This window comes from Solitalea agri, from assembly GCF_023914155.1.
In the GTDB taxonomy this organism is placed as follows: Bacteria; Bacteroidota; Bacteroidia; order Sphingobacteriales; family Sphingobacteriaceae; genus Solitalea; species Solitalea agri.
In genome coordinates this window covers 121,120-138,396 of record NZ_JAMWYS010000058.1, presented here as the reverse complement: position 1 = coordinate 138,396, position 17,277 = coordinate 121,120, and the positions used below count along the sequence as shown (strand labels likewise).

15 protein-coding genes are annotated in these 17,277 nt (G+C 37.1%); 9 read left to right on the top strand and 6 right to left on the bottom strand.

The window, feature by feature from the left end:
- Window positions 1–9: 9 nt before the first annotated feature.
- The gene (locus NF867_RS16670; protein ID WP_252589532.1) at window positions 10–3,261 is read right to left on the bottom strand and encodes a hypothetical protein; all 3,252 of its coding nucleotides are present in this window, start codon (window positions 3,259–3,261) and stop codon (window positions 10–12) included.
- Window positions 3,262–3,631: 370 nt separating this feature from the next.
- Here NF867_RS16670 and NF867_RS16665 point away from each other — a divergent pair, with 370 nt between their 5' ends.
- From NF867_RS16665 to NF867_RS16650, 4 genes are all read left to right on the top strand, one after another.
- Complete coding sequence (locus tag NF867_RS16665) at window positions 3,632–5,242, top strand: arylsulfatase (protein ID WP_252589531.1); 1,611 nt, start codon at window positions 3,632–3,634, stop codon at window positions 5,240–5,242.
- 94 nt (window positions 5,243–5,336) lie between these two features.
- Window positions 5,337–6,317 (top strand): HAD family hydrolase, encoded by a 981-nt coding sequence (locus tag NF867_RS16660; RefSeq protein ID WP_252589530.1) that lies wholly within the window; start codon window positions 5,337–5,339, stop codon window positions 6,315–6,317.
- A 38-nt stretch (window positions 6,318–6,355) separates the two neighbouring features.
- The gene (locus NF867_RS16655) at window positions 6,356–7,129 is read left to right on the top strand and encodes a hypothetical protein (RefSeq protein WP_252589529.1); all 774 of its coding nucleotides are present in this window, start codon (window positions 6,356–6,358) and stop codon (window positions 7,127–7,129) included.
- A 102-nt stretch (window positions 7,130–7,231) separates the two neighbouring features.
- Window positions 7,232–8,017: a hypothetical protein gene (locus NF867_RS16650; RefSeq protein WP_252589528.1), complete on the top strand. Its 786-nt coding sequence runs from the start codon at window positions 7,232–7,234 to the stop codon at window positions 8,015–8,017.
- 369 nt (window positions 8,018–8,386) lie between these two features.
- Here NF867_RS16650 and NF867_RS16645 read toward each other — a convergent pair whose 3' ends face one another.
- From NF867_RS16645 to ribD, 4 genes are all read right to left on the bottom strand, one after another.
- Window positions 8,387–9,385, bottom strand: a complete 999-nt coding sequence (locus NF867_RS16645) for a zinc-binding dehydrogenase (RefSeq protein WP_252589527.1) — start codon at window positions 9,383–9,385, stop codon at window positions 8,387–8,389.
- An 81-nt stretch (window positions 9,386–9,466) separates the two neighbouring features.
- Window positions 9,467–10,321, bottom strand: coding sequence for a nucleoside phosphorylase (locus NF867_RS16640; RefSeq protein ID WP_252589526.1), 855 nt, complete (start codon window positions 10,319–10,321; stop codon window positions 9,467–9,469).
- A gap of 43 nt (window positions 10,322–10,364) precedes the next feature.
- The gene (locus tag NF867_RS16635) at window positions 10,365–10,979 is read right to left on the bottom strand and encodes an IMPACT family protein (RefSeq protein ID WP_252589525.1); all 615 of its coding nucleotides are present in this window, start codon (window positions 10,977–10,979) and stop codon (window positions 10,365–10,367) included.
- 59 nt (window positions 10,980–11,038) lie between these two features.
- The gene (gene ribD, locus NF867_RS16630; RefSeq protein WP_252589524.1) at window positions 11,039–12,118 is read right to left on the bottom strand and encodes a bifunctional diaminohydroxyphosphoribosylaminopyrimidine deaminase/5-amino-6-(5-phosphoribosylamino)uracil reductase RibD; all 1,080 of its coding nucleotides are present in this window, start codon (window positions 12,116–12,118) and stop codon (window positions 11,039–11,041) included.
- Window positions 12,119–12,192: 74 nt separating this feature from the next.
- Between ribD and prmC the strand changes: the two genes are divergently transcribed.
- The 3 genes from prmC (at window position 12,193) to NF867_RS16615 (ending at window position 14,422) form a co-directional block, all read left to right on the top strand.
- Window positions 12,193–13,053 (top strand): peptide chain release factor N(5)-glutamine methyltransferase, encoded by an 861-nt coding sequence (prmC, locus tag NF867_RS16625; protein WP_252589523.1) that lies wholly within the window; start codon window positions 12,193–12,195, stop codon window positions 13,051–13,053.
- A gap of 86 nt (window positions 13,054–13,139) precedes the next feature.
- Window positions 13,140–13,730, top strand: coding sequence for an acyl-CoA thioesterase (locus NF867_RS16620; RefSeq protein WP_252589522.1), 591 nt, complete (start codon window positions 13,140–13,142; stop codon window positions 13,728–13,730).
- 11 nt (window positions 13,731–13,741) lie between these two features.
- Window positions 13,742–14,422: a TlpA family protein disulfide reductase gene (locus NF867_RS16615; RefSeq protein ID WP_252589521.1), complete on the top strand. Its 681-nt coding sequence runs from the start codon at window positions 13,742–13,744 to the stop codon at window positions 14,420–14,422.
- A gap of 52 nt (window positions 14,423–14,474) precedes the next feature.
- Here the strand turns inward: NF867_RS16615 and xerD are convergent, their stop codons facing one another.
- Window positions 14,475–15,374, bottom strand: coding sequence for a site-specific tyrosine recombinase XerD (xerD, locus tag NF867_RS16610; protein WP_252589520.1), 900 nt, complete (start codon window positions 15,372–15,374; stop codon window positions 14,475–14,477).
- A gap of 123 nt (window positions 15,375–15,497) precedes the next feature.
- On the opposite strand from xerD, the gene aroQ reads away from it, so the two are divergent.
- Complete coding sequence (gene aroQ / locus NF867_RS16605; RefSeq protein WP_252589519.1) at window positions 15,498–15,914, top strand: type II 3-dehydroquinate dehydratase; 417 nt, start codon at window positions 15,498–15,500, stop codon at window positions 15,912–15,914.
- Between the two features lie 117 nt (window positions 15,915–16,031).
- Window positions 16,032–17,234 (top strand): DUF2235 domain-containing protein, encoded by a 1,203-nt coding sequence (locus NF867_RS16600; protein WP_252589518.1) that lies wholly within the window; start codon window positions 16,032–16,034, stop codon window positions 17,232–17,234.
- The last annotated feature ends 43 nt before the right edge of the window (window positions 17,235–17,277 follow it).

Genomic DNA, 17,277 nt, shown 5'->3' with positions numbered 1-17,277 from the left:
TTAATTTTCTCATAGTACAGGCTCTCCGTAGGCAAATTTTATGGTTTTCATCGATTTTCCATCTTCGGCAAGTTTTTTACAGGCTCCATGTAACTGCCCCATTTCACATATTTCTTCACCTATCAATTCACCTTTTTGATTAAAATACTTGGCTTCACCATTCTTATAGTCGAACTTGTAGTTTATCAGCTTCTGTAGGGTTCCATCAGCATAATACACCTTTTTTACGCCGTTTCTTTCTCCATCAATATAATCTTCTTCATCTTCGACTTTTCCATTTGGATGGTAATGAATCAGTTTGCCTTGGCGCAATCCGTTTTGATAAGTAGCAACCATAGAAGGGGTGCCTGAACTGTAATAGGCTTTAACTTCCGTTTTTTCTTTGCCAATTGGAATTTCAGGGACGAACTCACCTTTGTTATTCAGGTAGCTGTAAGAAACAATTGTTCCCTGGTTATATTTTACGCGTATCTTAATATTTTTTCCTATTTCGTCAAAATAAAGGGAGTATCCGTCGCGCACATCATTTTTATAGGTAGAAGTGGATGAAATACTTCCATCCGGATTGTACCAAATACATTCTCCAGTACAATTTCCATTTTTGTAAGGGAAAGTCGATTCTTTTACCCCCGTAAAATCATCGTAATAAGTAATAACACTATCCCTATTGCCAAACGTGTATTTTGCTTTAAAACTTACTTTTCCATAAGGTGTGTAACCAATTGTTGGACCATGTAAAGTATGATAGGTATAATTTTCTATTCTTGAAACCTGACCGTTGGCATAGTATGAAGTAGATTTTCCTTGTTTATTACCTTTTACATACTCCACATCCAACAGTGGTTTTCCATTGACATGGTGTAAAGCCAATTTGCCATTACCAGCTTTCAATTTTATATTTTCATACATTTTATTGTTGCTATCAAAGGCGGAAAAGTCATCCAGGTAACCTTCTTTAATTTCAACAATATTGTCTAGTGTTCCATCTGTACGATAGTTTTCGGTAAGGCCAGTAGCCGTTCCGTTCGAATAGTATTCTTTGCTTTTTAATTTACCGTTTTCATAATACGCAAACCATTCGCCTTCTTTATTGCCGTCCACATACGTGCCTGTAGATTCTAAAGTACCGGTTATGAAGTAATACGAGCAAACTCCATTTTCACTATCATTTACGTAGGTTCCTTCAATTTTTACTTTTCCGTTAGGGTGGTAATATTTATAGTTGCCTTCTTTTTTTCCTTTAGAAAAGTTAATGTCGGTTAGTAAAATGCCATTAACATCGTAAAAATGCCACAAACCATCTTGTCCTCCATCCTTTACATTGCCTTCACGAATTCTTATTCCATTTTCATTGTAAATAATAAACGGTCCTTTGTCAGAATTAGTTACCGTATAATTTTTAGGAATTGAAGTATAAGATTTCAGCTTGTTATTTTTATAAACATATTGGTTGTAAACCTTATCGTTTTTAAACTCCGAGGTAAGTCCATCATATAATCCGTCTGCAAAACTAGTTTCATTATTTTTTTTGCCATCTTCATCATAGAAAATCCACAAACCATTTTCTTTGCCGTCTTTATATGATCCTGTTTTTTGGAGATTTCCGTTTTCGTAATACCATTTCCATTCTCCAACAGATTGATCATCCTCTATTACTCCTTCTGTTTTAATTTTTCCAGAGATATAGTATTCTTTATAAGGGCCAGTTTCTTTACCTACTTTATAAGTTCCCGTTCCTAAAACAGCTCCATTTATATGATAATTTGTATAAATACCTTCGCGAGCACCATTCGAAAAGTTTATCTCGCTTCTTTTACCTCCGAAATCATAATAATTGGTAAGCTTGCCTTCTATTTTGTTTTGAACCGCAGTAAGCTCCCTGTTTAATGCGCCACTTCTCGAGTAGTTTTTAACGATACCTTTAAAATTGTCGTCCTCAATAGCTCCTTCTTCTTCAATCACACCATTATTATGAAATCTTTTATAGGTGTATGTTTTTGAATCAGTATGATTTTCTGTTTTGGTAACATTACCATCTTCATCGTAATAAATCCATTCACCTACTTTTTGTTCATTTTCATTGAAGTTTCCTTTTGTCTCAATATGTCCGTTAGAATAATAAGATACATAAGGGCCTGTTGCTTTGGAGTCTTTAGTTTCTGTCACCGATGCCAATGCTCCGGTTTTATAATATTCGGTTGAAACTTTTTTTCCTTCTTTACTGAAATGTAAGTCTCTTAGTTCTTTAGATCGATCAACAGCCCATTGGAAAAAGTCTTTAACCTTGCCGTCAGGCTTGTTTATATTAGCACCGGCTTTTTTATCAATCGATGCCGCCATGTAATAAGAAAACGGTTGAAAATAATTTTTCTTCCATAATTCGGTATAAAAAGGAACGTAATAATCGAATATGAAGCCTTTTCCCTCTGTTTCTCCTAGTTTTTCGAGGATTACCTGAATTTGTCGCAAGCATTTGTAATCGATATCGGTTTTAATCACATATGATTTTTGCAAGGCCGCATTCGACTGCAACAGTAGTTCAATTTCTTCGAAAGGGGAGCGGTCTATTTTTAATTCTTTGATCGAATCAATAGGAGTAGTGTTATGAACAGTTAACACTTTTTCGAGCTCCAGTAGTGCTGTGAACGAACGTTTACTCTGCGAGTCCATTAAAATGGCCGTTTGATAACACAAGGCTGCCTGGGTAGTATAGCCATTGGCTGCATATATAAGTCCTAAATTATAATGGCTGGCAAAATGCATGAAGTTGAGTGAAATTGATTTTTCATATAATTTCACTGCTTCAACATAATTACGTATTCGCTTGTAGGTACCCGCTTTTTCGAAATACCCTCGGTACGATTGTGGGAATTTAGCAATTGCTTTGTCAAAGGTGGTAAGAGCCTTATCCGTTTGATTTAAATAGTCATAGGCGGTTCCCATTAAACAATAAAAACTCAAATCGTTATAGGTGTGGTAACTAATACCCTCCTCACAAAGTTTGATCGTTTGGTCATATTGTTCTTTTGCATTGTGGGTCAAAGCCCTTTCGTAAAGCGACCAAACATAATTGGTGTCGCTTTTTGAAACCTGTTTGAGTTTGCTTAATGCTTCGTCAAATTTGTCTTCATCGAAAAGTTTGATGCCTTCTTCAATCACTTCCCTCGAATTAACAGGAAAAATTTCTGGACGGGAATTTTGAGAGTAGGAGATCTTTACAAAAAATAGCAAACAACAACAAAAAGTAAATAACTTATTCATAGATAATCTTTAAATACTGCTAAAATAACTAAGAAAGCATATTACAGATGAATAATGAACATTATTTCCATACTTTTTTTAAACAATTTTTAAACGTAAGGATTGAGTTGTTGAGTAACAATTAGTTAGGTTGTATTGATTAGTTTCTTACCTGGGCTTTAAAGTACTGTCATTACCTCATGATATTCTTCGCAACATTGTAATTTGTGAAAATTAAAATTGTAAATTAATAGTTGAAACATTGCTTTTCACGCGCTCTTATTCTTTCAATAGTTACAAAGGGTTCTCCTTTTTTCCGATCAATCCGTTTAAGCGCTTGTTAATTCTTATTTAGTCATTTCTCAATATGGTTTAATATAGATGATTTAACATGAACTCTAAAACACGTTTCTCTACATCCCTCGAGAAGTTACTACGTACTTCACTGGTTATTGGAGCATTTTTGCTCATTTCTACTTCGTTACATGCACAAAAGAAACCCAACATTCTCGTCATTATGGGTGATGATATCGGCTGGTTCAATGCCAGTTGTTATAACCGGGGCATGATGGGTTATAAGACGCCAAATATTGATCGTATTGCTACAGAAGGCACCATGTTTATGACCTGGTATGCCCAACAAAGTTGTACAGCGGGCCGTGCTGCTTTCATTACCGGACAGTCACCCATCCGAACCGGCCTCACTAAAGTGGGTATGCCGGGTGCAGATGCCGGGCTTAGTCCCGAAGATCCATCCATCGCTGATTTTTTAAAAGCATTGGGTTATTCTACCGGCCAGTTTGGTAAAAATCATTTGGGCGATCTGAATAAATTCCTGCCAACGGCTCATGGCTTCGACGAATTTTTCGGCAACCTCTATCATCTAAATGCAGAGGAAGAGCCTGAAGATCCTGATTATCCTAAAGATCCAAAATACAAAGAACTATTTGGCCCCCGTGGCGTACTGCATTGCTATGCTACAACAACAAATGATCCTACGGTTCAAGGTAAATTTGGTCCCATCGGGAAACAAAGAATTGAAGATACTGGCCCATTGACCATAAAACGCATGCAAACGGTTGATGGGGAATTTACTGCTGCGGCCATTGATTTTATGGATAAGCAAACCAAAGCTGGAAAACCGTTCTTCTGCTATTACAATTCAACGAGGTGCCATATCAATACCCATCTCAGCCCTGAGTATAATGGAAAAACAGGTTTAGGCCTTGAAGCGGACGCGATGACAGAGCTGGATGATAATGTTGGTAAGCTGTTAAAGAAATTAGACGACCTCGGTATTGCCGATAATACAATTGTTGTATTCACTACCGATAACGGAGCTGAAATGATGACCTGGCCCGATGGGGGAAGTACTCCTTTCAGAGGTGAAAAAGCTACCAACTGGGAAGGTGGCTACCGGGTTCCTACATTGATACGCTGGCCAGGGGTAACCAAACCGGGAACGATCTCCAACGATATATTTTCCCACGAAGATTTTATTCCCACATTTTGCGCTGCTGCAGGCGATACGAGTATTGTAAAGAAATGCCGCTCGGGTTATACAGCTAATGGCAAAACATACAAAGTGCATTTGGATGGCTATAACATGTTGCCTTTCCTCAAAGGAGAGGTAAAGGAAGATCCGCGTAAAGAATTTGTTTATTGGAGCGATGACGGGGACCTTTTTGCTCTTCGTTATGGCAGATGGAAAGTTTCGTTCATTGAACAATATCATGAGGGTATGGATATTTGGAAGTTGGAATACACAAAGCTCAGGGTGCCCCAGGTATATGATTTGTTAGCCGATCCGTTCGAGCGTGGCCCCTACTCATTTGAATATGCGGACTGGCAACTTCATCATATTTACTACACCTATGGAGCACTGGGCTATGTGGGAAAATGGCTGGCAACTTTCAAAGAATTTCCACCACGGCAAAAACCTGCCAGCTTTAACCTCGATGAAGTAATGCGTAAAATGACGGAGAAACCTACTAGTAATTAATTATTATCAGATTAAAATAACTTCTGTTGAAATCATAAAAAATAACCTAAGGACTGTTGAAATATTTTAACAGTCCTTTTTAATCCAAGCTCCAATGAAAATCTTATTAAAACTGCAATGGATACTTTTGCTAATTCTTCCATTACAGTTATTAGCACAAGATCCATTACCATCATGGAATGAAGGTCAATCGAAACAAGCCATCATTAACTTTGTAAAAAACGTGACAACAGAAGGTTCAACTGATTTTGTATCTGTCCCTGAGCGTATCGCTACATTTGATAACGACGGAACACTTTGGAGCGAACAACCCTTGTATTTTCAGTTTCTATTTGCGATCGATCAGATAAAAGTGATGGCGCCTAAACACCCTGAATGGAAGGCAAATGAACCCTTTAAATCTATTTTAGCAGGAAACCTTAAAGGTGCATTGGCTGGAGGTGAAAAATCATTATTAGCAATTTTAGTGGCCACTCATACAGGCATGACTACTGATGAATTTAGTGCCTCAGTGAAAGCCTGGTCAGACACGGCGCGACATCCAAGGTTTAAAAAATTATATACAGAATGTGTTTTTCAGCCGATGCTGGAACTTTTAAACTATTTGCGAGCGAATGGATTCAAAACATTTATTGTTTCCGGTGGCAACATCGATTTTATGCGGGTTTGGGCCGAAAGGGTTTACGGAATACCACCTGAGCAAGTAGTTGGCACAAGCTTTAAATTAAAGTATCAGTTAGTTGATGGAAAACCTGTGTTAATCCGTACTCAGACAATTGCTTTATTGGATGATAAAGAAGGAAAACCGGTTGGCATTCACGATCATATAGGCAGAATCCCCATTGCTGCTTTTGGAAACTCTGATGGCGATTTCCAGATGCTTGAATATACGACATCTGCAGTCGGAAAACGTTTTGGCCTGATTGTTCATCATGATGATGCAGAACGTGAGTTTGCATATGATCGCCAATCAAAAATTGGAACACTTAGCAAAGGGCTTGATGAAGGCCCGAAAAGGGGTTGGGTAATTGTGAGCATGAAGAATGACTGGAAGAAAATCTTTTCATTCGAGTAAGCCAGACAGTATATAGTTATTCACTTAGAATTTTGCTCATGAAGAGATCGCTTTATCTTGTTTTTACAATGTTGGTCTTTACAGCTTGGTTGCAACCTTCAAAAGCAAGCATTGAAATGAGTGCAATGAATACTCAACTGGTTAATCAAACGATTAGGAAAATGTTGACTATGGATTCATCTATTATAGCCATTAATGTATTACTCAAGCCGGATAAAAAGCTTTTTGATTTGGCAGTGCAAACCAATGCTAGGTTGTTAAAGGATTACCCCAAAGGGTTTCCATTGGATAGGAGCCATGTTCCTCATATAACCCTAATTCAGTTATATATCACGGCAAATGATTTGAATAAAGTAATAGAAGTGGTTTCTAATGAGGTTAAAAGTGCTAATGTTTTTAATCTGAAATTAAAGGTGAAAGGGTTTAAATCAAGTAAATGGGATGATGTGGGTGTTACTGTTTTAGAAATTGATGATAATTTGGCTTTGAGCCTGTTTGAACAGAAACTGGTAACTAGTCTGGAGCCATTTATTATAAAAGGAGGAGGAAATAAAGCATTTATTGCAAATGATGATGGAACGGCCGTTGGTACAAGAATTATTAAGTATGTAGATGAATTTGTTCCCCTGCATTCAGGAGATAAATATTCGCCACATTTAACTGTTGGCGTGGCTTCTATGGAATTTCTTACTAATCTGGAAAAGGAGGAATATGCCTCTTTTTCGTTTAGCCCATCAGCGGTTGCTATTTATCAACTTGGAGACTTTGGAACAGCTCGAAAAGAGCTTTGGTCTTGGTCATTGGATAAATAAACCCATTAATATGTTTATTAAGGAATTGTAAATCAGTAAATTGTGGAATGTACCTAAATGGTTTAAAAACTCGCCAGGTGTTTAGAATCTAATAATCGCTATATGAAAACACATTTTATTACTCAAAGCAGTACAGCAAAAACGAGTATGTTCATTTTGCTTGTATGTATTTTTCAGTTAGTAAGTTTTAGTGTAAAAGCGCAGAACACAACAGAGGGTAAATGGCATTTTTTAATTGAACCCTATATAATGTTTCCAAATATGCATGGTACCGTGGGATTGGGAGAATTACCTGATGCTTCAATTGATGAAAATCCCGGAGATATTTTTAGTCATCTCAAAATAGGGGCAATGCTTTATGCCGAAGCCAGCAATGATAAATGGTCCATCAGTTCCGACCTGCTCTATATGAAACTTGGAGAAGATGTAACCCCTCGGCAGCTAATTAATTCAGGAGAAGTTACTATTCAACAGTTGGCATGGGAGCTTGCTGTTTTACATCGGTTTTTACCCTGGTTAGATGCTGGTGTGTCAGCTTTTGTAAATAATATAAAAGCAGATGCTGATCTTGATTTAAGCCAAGGAGGGGCGACTTCAAGAAACCTCAATCAAACATGGGTTGATCCTACCATTGTGGCAAGAGTGAAAATTCCCTTATCTACCAAATGGCAATTACAAGCCAGGGGCAATATTGGTGGATTTGGAATCGGATCGGATTTTATGTGGCAAATGCAAACCTATTTTAGCTACCAGATGTCAAAAACCATAGTGCTTTCGGCTGGTTACAGAATTATAAGTTCTGATTATAAAAATGGTGAAGGAAGTGATCGGTTTTTATACAATGTAGACACTTTTGGTCCTGTACTTAGGTTCGGCTTAAACTTTTAACTTATCATCAATCGGTTCTATTGAGTAGAAAATTAAAGTGCATTGAGTTTCAGGAGAATGCTAAACAGTAGAGGGGGATTCTAACTGTTTTTTTGACCAATTTTGAATCTTTTAAGCCACCAAATTAAATATTGATACTATTTATAAAGTACTTAAAATCAATAATATGTCAAAGAATATTTGAATCATTTGTTCAATTGAAGTATTGATGGGAATAGTGCCGGCGAGTATCAGGTCATACTCTTTCAGACTTTCAAAAATTGAATATTTTATCAGTGTCGATAGCGGTAAAATCAGGCATATTCAGCAAAGACTATCCCGAAGTTAAAGATTACGCTCATTAACTTCGGGATAGTCTTTTAAAGATTTTTAGTCAATTTTAATAACTATTTTTCCGAACTGTTCAGCTTTTCGCATTCTGTCTAAAGCTTCATTGGCTTCGGTTAAATCAAAGACTTTATCTACAACTGGCAATAATTTATGTTGTTCTATAAAGTTTAACATTTGCTGAAAGTCCTTTTGAGTTCCCATTGTCGAACCTAAAATGCTTAGCTGTTTCCAAAAAATCCGACGAGGATCCAACTCTTTAATCGTGCCAGTAGTTGCTCCGTAAAACACAATTCGTCCACCTGGATTGGCTAATTCCACCAGGTTTTTGAAGCCCTCACCAGCAGCACTATCAACAATAACATCAAATCCACCGGCTATTAGTTTCAAATCATCAACCCAGGTACTTGTTTTATAATTTACCCCACCGTAGGCGCCTAAAAATTTCGCTTTTTCAATTTTTTCATCCGATCCGGAAGTTACATAAACTTCACAGCCTTCTGCAACTGCATACTGTAAGGCAAATAAGGCAACTCCGCCACCAATTCCGTTGATCAATACTTTCTCCCTGGGCTGAGTTGCTGCGCGCGTAAATAAGGCCCTAAAAGCGGTTAAGCCTGCCAATGGAATAGCTGCTGATTCTTCAAAGTTTAAATGAGCCGGTTTTTTATACAGATATTCCGCTTTGCAAAGGGCAAATTCGCATAGTGTCCCATTGTGGGGTAATCCTAAAATCTTAAATTCTTTTGATTGTGCTTTTGCATTATCGCCCCAGTTGAATGATGGATTAATAATCACTTCTTGATTCAACCAGGTTTTATCAACGTTCGATCCAAGCTCAGCTACAATTCCTGCACCATCCGATCCTAATATTATCGGATATTTAATTCCTGCATACAAACCCTCCTGAATCCATTTGTCACGGTGATTGAATGCTGCTGCTTTTATTCTTACCAGAACTTCGTCTTCTTTTAAAACAGGCTTTTCAACTTCACTTATTGTCAATGGCTCTTTGAGTCCGTTTAATATTAATGCTTTCATATTTAAATATTAATTGGTTTGATGTGCAATAGTTTGCGATAAGCTTTTTCATCTCTTACACATCGTATATTCTAGCTTTTATCAATTAATTCGTTCTAAAACCAGTTTAATTGCTTTTTCAACAATAGCAGCGGGGTTAGCGCTGAACTTTTGATCCAAACGGCTTGCCAGGATTGCATTTACCGAACAGGCTTTATGACCCAGAACATGTGCCATGCCTAAAATACCGGCAGTTTCCATCTCTAGGTTAGTGATTCGTGAGCCGTTGTATGAAAAGCTTTTAAGCTGATGAATAAATTCAGGATGTTGGTTTTTTACACGAATCGTTCGACCCTGTGGTGCATAAAATCCACTGCAAGTTACGGTCATTCCTGTTATCATGCCTTCAGCAAGTTTTCTTTTTAAGGAACTGTCGGCTGAAAATATGTAAGGATTAAATGCTGGTAATTGCTCTTTCAACGCATCTAAAATCATTAACTCGTTATTTGAGTTTTCAAACTCATAAAAATTCATCAATGTGTCGAACCCAATTCCGAATGTGGTGAAAAGTAAACTATCCATCGGCACATCTTCTTGCAAGCTTCCAGAAGTTCCAATGCGAATAATTTCTAATGAGGTTTTATGTTCTTTTTCTTTTCTTGATTCAAGATCTACATTAACTAATGCGTCTAACTCATTGAAAACTATGTCAATATTATCAGTTCCAATTCCGGTTGAAATAACACTAATGCGTTTATTGCCAATGGTTCCGGTATGAGTTATAAACTCTCGTTTTTGCTTTTTAACTTCAACTCTGTCGAAATGTTTTGAAACCTCAAGTACACGATCCTGATCTCCAACAGTTATAATGGTCTCAGCAATTTCATGGGGTAACAAGTTCAAATGGTAAACAGAGCCATCAGGGTTTAGTATTAAATCAGTTTCTGAAATCTTCATTTAATCATTGATTGAAAGGTAAATTTACGATTATGCACGTTTATCAGACTGTTCTCAGGTACTGAATTTTAACGTCATCAATATCTTCTAGCTTGCCAATGATTCGGTTTACTTCTGATTTCTTTAATTCAAATTCGATGCTGCAAGAATTATCAAATTGCTGATTCAGCATTTCTACCGAAGTGTCCTTCATCACTTTCATTACATCATTCATTTGAAGGTATTCAAAATCAATTCGATATATGTCATTAACAGTTTTCTGAATAATCTCCGCCGAATCCAAAGCCTCAATAGTGGCCATTTTATACGCGTTTATTAAGCCCGGAACACCTAATAAAGTACCGCCAAAATAACGTACAACAAAAACAACAATATTGGTAACATCCTTCGAAAGCAAAACATTCAAAATAGGCCTGCCGGCAGTTCCCGAGGGTTCTCCATCATCATTAACTCGGAATACTGTTCTATCCATTCCAAATCGCCATGCATAGCAATGATGACGAGCCGTAGGGTGGTCTTTCTTTAATTTATGCAAATGTTCTTTTACTTCATCTTCCGATCGTACAGGGAATGCATAGGCAATAAACTTACTTCCCCGGTCTCTGAAAATCCCTTCAGCGGGTTGTGAAATAGTTTGATAAGTGTCTTCAAAAAGCATGAAAGCGTTCTAATTATTGCGATAGGAGGTTGATCATTGGTGCATTAAAAGCGTATGTTTTATTTTGAACTTTTTGCACTATATGGTTTTTCTAAAATCATTAATTCATCATCGTCAAGCATTTCCGTCGAAATTAAATTACCCTTAATAACAGGCGCTTTGATCCAGTTTTCTTCATTAATAGATTTTTGTATCGCTTTGGATGTGAAAATTCGAGCTTCATCCCATAAGCCATATCCTATAAACTGGTTCAATAAGTTAGCGCCTCCTTCAATTATAACCGACTGAATGTCTTGGAGATATAGCTGGTACATCATGAACTGTGGTAAGTACTCATTAAACTCGAGTGAGTTAAAATGAATGTTGTCGGTTACCCCAATTTTCAACTCGTTATAAACAATTGTTTTAGCTGATTTATCAAAAATGTTTAGTGTTGAAGGTAATTTAAGCTCCCTGTCAACCACTACTCGAACAGGATTTTTACCAACCCATTCTCTTGCAGTTAGTTGTGGGTTATCAATTAAAGCAGTTCTTGAGCCAATTAGAATGGCATCTTCTTCGGTACGCCACTTATGTACTAATTGTTTTGATCGTTTACCGCTTATCCAAAATTCAGCTCCATTTGCAGGAGCAAAGTTTCCTTTGGCGGTTTGAGCCCATTTTAAGATGATGTATGGTCGTTTTTGAGTTTGCTGTATAATGAAGCGTTTATTTAGGGCCAAACAGTCCTTTTCCAGCACTCCCGAAATAACTTCAATTCCTGCATTTTTTAACCGTTCAATTCCTCTTCCACTAACCTGAGCAAACGGATCGACACAGCCAACAACTACTTTTGAAATAGAATGTTTAATAATTAAATCGGCGCATGGAGGTGTTTTGCCATGATGAGCGCATGGTTCAAGACTAACATAAATTGTAGAACGTTTTAACAATTCGTCGGCATTGTCATACTTGCTTAATACAGCGTTAATAGCATTTACTTCGGCATGCGCCTGCCCGTACTTTTTATGGTAACCCTCGCCAATAATTTTTCCATCGCAAACAATTACTGCCCCAACCATCGGGTTTGGACTAACTGAGCCTAAACCATTCAGGGCTAACTCAATACAACGTTTTATATAAAGCTGATGTTCATTCATGAAGAATACAAAAATAGGAACCCTACAAGGTTTTACAACTTAATTATCACTTATGGAATGTTAACTTTGCCTTTATGCCAAATGTAAAAGAACTGGAAAGCCACCTTACCGACAAGCTTTCAGTTATTTATGATCCTCTAGAAGCTCGCAGTATTGCACAGCTAACCTTAATGCACATTCTTAGTTTTAGTAAAACGCAACTCTCAATGAATGGCTTAAGAGAGTTGACTGTAAAACAAATTACTTCAGTTGAGATGGTGTTGGAAGAGCTGCTAACTGGCAAGCCTGTACAGTATGTTTTAGGAGAAACTGAATTTTATGGTTATAAGATCAAGGTAAACCAAGATGTGCTCATTCCACGGCCAGAAACTGAAGAGTTGGTGCATTGGATATTAGCTGATCAAAAGCGTAACTCCAACCACAATATACAGCTTTTGGATATATGTACTGGAAGTGGTTGTATTCCCGTTGCACTTAAAAAGCATTTGCCCAATGCTAAGGTCTCAGGATTGGATATTTCATATGATGCCTTAAAAATGGCTATGCAAAATGCGGTTTTAAATAAGGCTGAAGTGCATTTTTATCAGCAGGATATTTTAAAATCTGAAACAAATCCACACCGGGAGTTTGATGTTATTGTGAGCAATCCTCCTTACGTTCGTCATCTTGAAAAAGAGAAAATGCATAAGAATGTACTCGACTTTGAGCCACATTTAGCACTGTTTGTTGAGGATGGTGATCCTTTATTGTTTTATCGAACCATAGCCCAATTCGCGGCCAAGACGCTTAAAAGTGGCGGATTACTTTATTTCGAGATCAATGAAGCCTACGGTGCAGAAACAAAGCTGGAAATGGAAAAGGCCGGATTCGTTCAGATAGAGATTAGAAAGGATCTGTATGATAAAGATCGAATGGTGAAAGGTGTTTTATCGTAAACCTTAATACAGAATAATTCTTATTATTGCCATTTTGATATTTTGCTTTCAAAATAACGCTAATTAACAATACATACTGCTTAAAAATGAACTCAGCCACAGAAAACCACGAAACTTTTTATCCGGTAAAATATTCTCAAACCACTATAACCGAATTGATGATCCCTTCATATGCCAATTTTGGCGGCAAAATACATGGAGGGATTTTGCTTTCGTTAATGGATAAAGTTGCTTATGCTTGTGCTTCACGTCATGCTGGAACCTATTGTGTTACAGTTTCTGTTGATGAGGTGAATTTTTTAGCTCCAGTTGAAGTAGGAGACCTGGTTTCACTGCATGCCTCGGTAAATTATGTTGGTAAAACCTCGTTAGTTGTTGGAATACGTGTGGAGAGTGAAAACGTAAAAACCCGTCAAATACGACATACAAATACTTCTTATTTTACAATGGTAGCTAAAGATGAACAAACCAACAAACCTAAACATGTACCCGGCTTGATTTTGGAAGATCGCAATCAGGTTCGTAGATGTATTGAAGCAATAAAACGTAAAGAAATTACAAAACGTTATGCAGATGAATTTGATAATGTGAAAAACAGGGAAAATCTGTACGAACAAATGGGTTTATTGGATAATGAGCGTTGCAAATTAAATATGATAACGGACAAGAAAATATAATTTTACAGGTGATGAAGAAATTGTTGCTGTTGATTTGTTTAATACCTCTTTTAAGTTGTGCACAACAACCTAAAAAGACCGAAATACTTATTAAGAGTGCGGATAATAAGCCTATTTCGTATGATGAAATGAGCTACTTGTTGCTTACCGGCGATTACAAAATGGAAAACATTAAGAATGAAGCTGGCAACTTTTCTGAAATACGCTTGTTGAAAACCACTTCTGCTGAAAAAGAAGCTGCATTAAACTCACTGATCACTCCGAACAAATTTTTTAAAAAAGGGGAGCCAGTTCCGAATATTAAATTCACAACCATTGATGGTAAAAGCTTAAGTTTTGAGCAGCTGAAAGGGAAGGTGATTGTGGTGAATTTCTGGTTTACAACCTGTGCGCCTTGTTTAAAAGAGATTCCGGAACTAAATGAGTTGTATGAAAAATACAAGCAAAATGATAATGTAGTTTTTCTGGCTATCTCCACAGATAAAAAAGAAACCGTGGAAGACTTTCTTGCCAAACGATCGTTCAATTATCAGCACGTTGCAGGAATGGAACAGCAATTGGAAGATCTGGAAATAGGCACTTTCCCAACCAACCTGATTATTTCTCCAGAAGGTAAAACCGTTTTTATAGTAGGTGGCTACTTTCCGCCCATTAAATCAATTTTGGAATATTGGATCGATAAAAATCTATAAATTCAGACTTGGATTTTAGATATAGCCTATGGGCTAATAACTATGAACTATTCTACGCTCTGGGATGAAAATCAATGATGATTTGGCGTAGAAACTCCCTGTCTAAATGAGTGTAAATTTCGGTGGTGGTAATTGATTCATGACCCAACATTTCCTGTACAGCACGTAAATCAGCGCCGCCTTCAACCAAATGTGTTGCAAAAGAGTGTCTGAGTGTGTGTGGACTAATGGATTTATGAATACCTGCTTTTTCAGCCAGTTCTTTAATGATCAAAAACACCATCACCCGGCTCATCTTCGCTCCTCGACGGTTCAGGAAGATAATATCCTCATTTCCAGGTTTTATACTTTGTTGATTTCTAATGGTTTCTTTGTAAATAGTTAAATGTTTAATTGAAGAAGCGCTCATTGGAACCAGTCGCTCTTTATTGCCTTTACCGATAACTTTCAGAAACTCGATGTTAAGATATAGAGACGATAATTGAAGATTCACCAGTTCAGAAACACGTAAGCCGCTTCCGTACATAGTTTCGAGCATGGCTTTATTCCTAATGCCTTCGGGCCTCGACAGATCAATCGCTTCTATAAGTTTGTTGATTTCATGAACACTTAAAGTATCCGGAAGCTTACGGGCAATTTTAGGGTTTTCAAGCAGTGAGGTCGGATCATCTTTAATTACATCCTCTAAAACCAAGTACTGAAAAAACGATCGTAAGCCTGATAAAACCCTTGCTTGTGTACTGGCTTCCATACCCAGTTCGTTGATCCAGGTGATGAATTCTTTTAAATGACCAATTTTTATAGCATTTGGAGCCAGACTTAGATTCTTATACTCAAGGAATTGAACCAGTTTACTTACATCATTAATATAGGCCCCAACCGAGTTTGGAGAAAGTGACTTCTCCAGCATCAGGAATGATTTATAAGCTTTTATGTAAGAATTCCAGAGCATTTACCAATAATATTTCAGCTTTCGATAAGCTATTTGAGGCAAATATATTAATTGTAGTTTTGTAATATTGAGCTTCAAAAACTATTATTGCCATATATTCATTATTCTTACTCTGCACTATTCATGAAAATCTTGATCATTAACGGCCCAAACTTAAATTTACTAGGAAAACGTGAACCTGAGATTTACGGAAGTCAAACGTTTGAGCAATATTTTGAGGAGCTGAAATCAAAATACGCCATTATTGATCTTGAATATTTTCAAAGTAACATAGAAGGGGAGTTGATCAATAAACTTCACGAAACGGGCTTTAACTATGACGGCATCATACTAAATGCAGGTGCTTACACCCATACTTCTATAGCCATTGCTGATGCCATTGCTGGTATTAAAACACCGGTAATTGAAGTTCATATTTCTAATGTTCATGCCCGTGAAGAGTTTCGTCATCATTCGTATTTATCTAAAAACTGCAAAGGAATTATTGTAGGTTTTGGAATAGATGGCTATCGACTTGCCTTAGAAAGTTTCCTGAAATAGGAGAACAATTTCCAAAAACATCGATTTTCAAGTTTAAAGATTGATTTTACGTATTCATACGTTGTTTTTTATTATTTAAAATACTGATATTTAGGTATTTAATTAATAAAATTTACTATGAAACGGATTGTCATTTGCTGTGATGGAACATGGAATGAGCCCGGAACAGTAGATAAAGGTGAGGCGGTTAGAACCAATGTTCAAAAAGTTTATGAATCAGTTGCCCAACATGATGAAAACGGCACCGCCCAATTAAAATATTATATATCGGGAGTTGGAACCTCCGGATGGTTTATAAATAAGCTGATGGGAGGGGCCACAGGAGAGGGGATTGATTGCAACATAAAAGAAGCTTACAAATTTTTAATCGGCAATTACGAAATGGGGGATGAAATCTACCTGTTCGGCTTTAGCAGGGGCGCCTATACCGCCCGCAGTCTTGCTGGTTTAGTAAGGAATAGCGGAGTACTTAAGCCCGAATATTTTAATAAAGTGGATGAAGCTTACAAGATTTATCGGTCAAAAAGCAAAAAGAAAGACCCTGATAGTCCTGACGCAATTTTCTTTAAAAACAATTTCTGCATTGAAGAACCACCTATAAAGTTTATCGGTATTTGGGATACGGTTGGAGCTCTTGGAGTGCCCATTTACTTGTTCAAATGGTTTAATCGTAAACTCGAGTTCCACGATGTAACATTAAGCAGTAAAGTAATGTATGCTTATCATGCATTGGCAATTGATGAAAAACGGAAAGCCTTTGCTCCAACACTCTGGGAACAAAGTAAAACGGTTACCAATGATCCTACACATCCACAGAAAATGGAACAAGTTTGGTTTCCAGGGGTTCACAGCAATGTAGGAGGGGGGTATAAAGAATCTGGCCTGAGTGACACCACCTTGAAATGGATGATTGAAAAAGCGAAGCAAACAGGTTTGTCTTTCAATGAAAGCTATATTGAGCAGCAATTATTTAAAGGTGATTATAAAGTGAGAAATTCCATTACTGGGATTTATCATTTAATGCAGAAAAAGGTCAGGGATATTAATAAGAACCGCTCCAGAGGGGTGGTTACCAATGAATACATTCATTATTCATGTTTTGAGTACGCCTACAAATACGACTTTAAATACAAACCCAGGAATGTAACTTCTAATGTGATCAGAAAAACCGCCTTTTGCCCACTCTTAGATGAATGGAATTCAGAATGGAGGAATTATTTGAAACCAGAAGATTTGGCACATTTTATTCAAGAACCTGTTCAGAAAATTGCAAATATTAATGAAATAGACCCCGAACTAATTCAGCATGGAATTGCCTGATTATCAAAAACGTTATACAAACAGAAAACGCATTGCTATCCAA

What these genes read in the sequence shown, in the direction of transcription:
- ribD (WP_252589524.1), bottom strand. Translation starts at nt 12,118, where the DNA reads ATGAATGAACATCAGCTTTATATAAAACGTTGTATTGAGTTAGCCCTG.
- aroQ (WP_252589519.1), top strand. Translation starts at nt 15,498, where the DNA reads ATGAAAATCTTGATCATTAACGGCCCAAACTTAAATTTACTAGGAAAA.
- NF867_RS16600 (WP_252589518.1), top strand. Translation starts at nt 16,032, where the DNA reads ATGAAACGGATTGTCATTTGCTGTGATGGAACATGGAATGAGCCCGGA.
- NF867_RS16635 (WP_252589525.1), bottom strand. Translation starts at nt 10,979, where the DNA reads ATGCTTTTTGAAGACACTTATCAAACTATTTCACAACCCGCTGAAGGG.
- xerD (WP_252589520.1), bottom strand. Translation starts at nt 15,374, where the DNA reads ATGCTCTGGAATTCTTACATAAAAGCTTATAAATCATTCCTGATGCTG.
- NF867_RS16615 (WP_252589521.1), top strand. Translation starts at nt 13,742, where the DNA reads ATGAAGAAATTGTTGCTGTTGATTTGTTTAATACCTCTTTTAAGTTGT.
- NF867_RS16665 (WP_252589531.1), top strand. Translation starts at nt 3,632, where the DNA reads ATGAACTCTAAAACACGTTTCTCTACATCCCTCGAGAAGTTACTACGT.
- prmC (WP_252589523.1), top strand. Translation starts at nt 12,193, where the DNA reads ATGCCAAATGTAAAAGAACTGGAAAGCCACCTTACCGACAAGCTTTCA.
- NF867_RS16660 (WP_252589530.1), top strand. Translation starts at nt 5,337, where the DNA reads ATGAAAATCTTATTAAAACTGCAATGGATACTTTTGCTAATTCTTCCA.
- NF867_RS16670 (WP_252589532.1), bottom strand. Translation starts at nt 3,261, where the DNA reads ATGAATAAGTTATTTACTTTTTGTTGTTGTTTGCTATTTTTTGTAAAG.
- NF867_RS16655 (WP_252589529.1), top strand. Translation starts at nt 6,356, where the DNA reads ATGAAGAGATCGCTTTATCTTGTTTTTACAATGTTGGTCTTTACAGCT.
- NF867_RS16650 (WP_252589528.1), top strand. Translation starts at nt 7,232, where the DNA reads ATGAAAACACATTTTATTACTCAAAGCAGTACAGCAAAAACGAGTATG.
- NF867_RS16640 (WP_252589526.1), bottom strand. Translation starts at nt 10,321, where the DNA reads ATGAAGATTTCAGAAACTGATTTAATACTAAACCCTGATGGCTCTGTT.
- NF867_RS16645 (WP_252589527.1), bottom strand. Translation starts at nt 9,385, where the DNA reads ATGAAAGCATTAATATTAAACGGACTCAAAGAGCCATTGACAATAAGT.
- NF867_RS16620 (WP_252589522.1), top strand. Translation starts at nt 13,140, where the DNA reads ATGAACTCAGCCACAGAAAACCACGAAACTTTTTATCCGGTAAAATAT.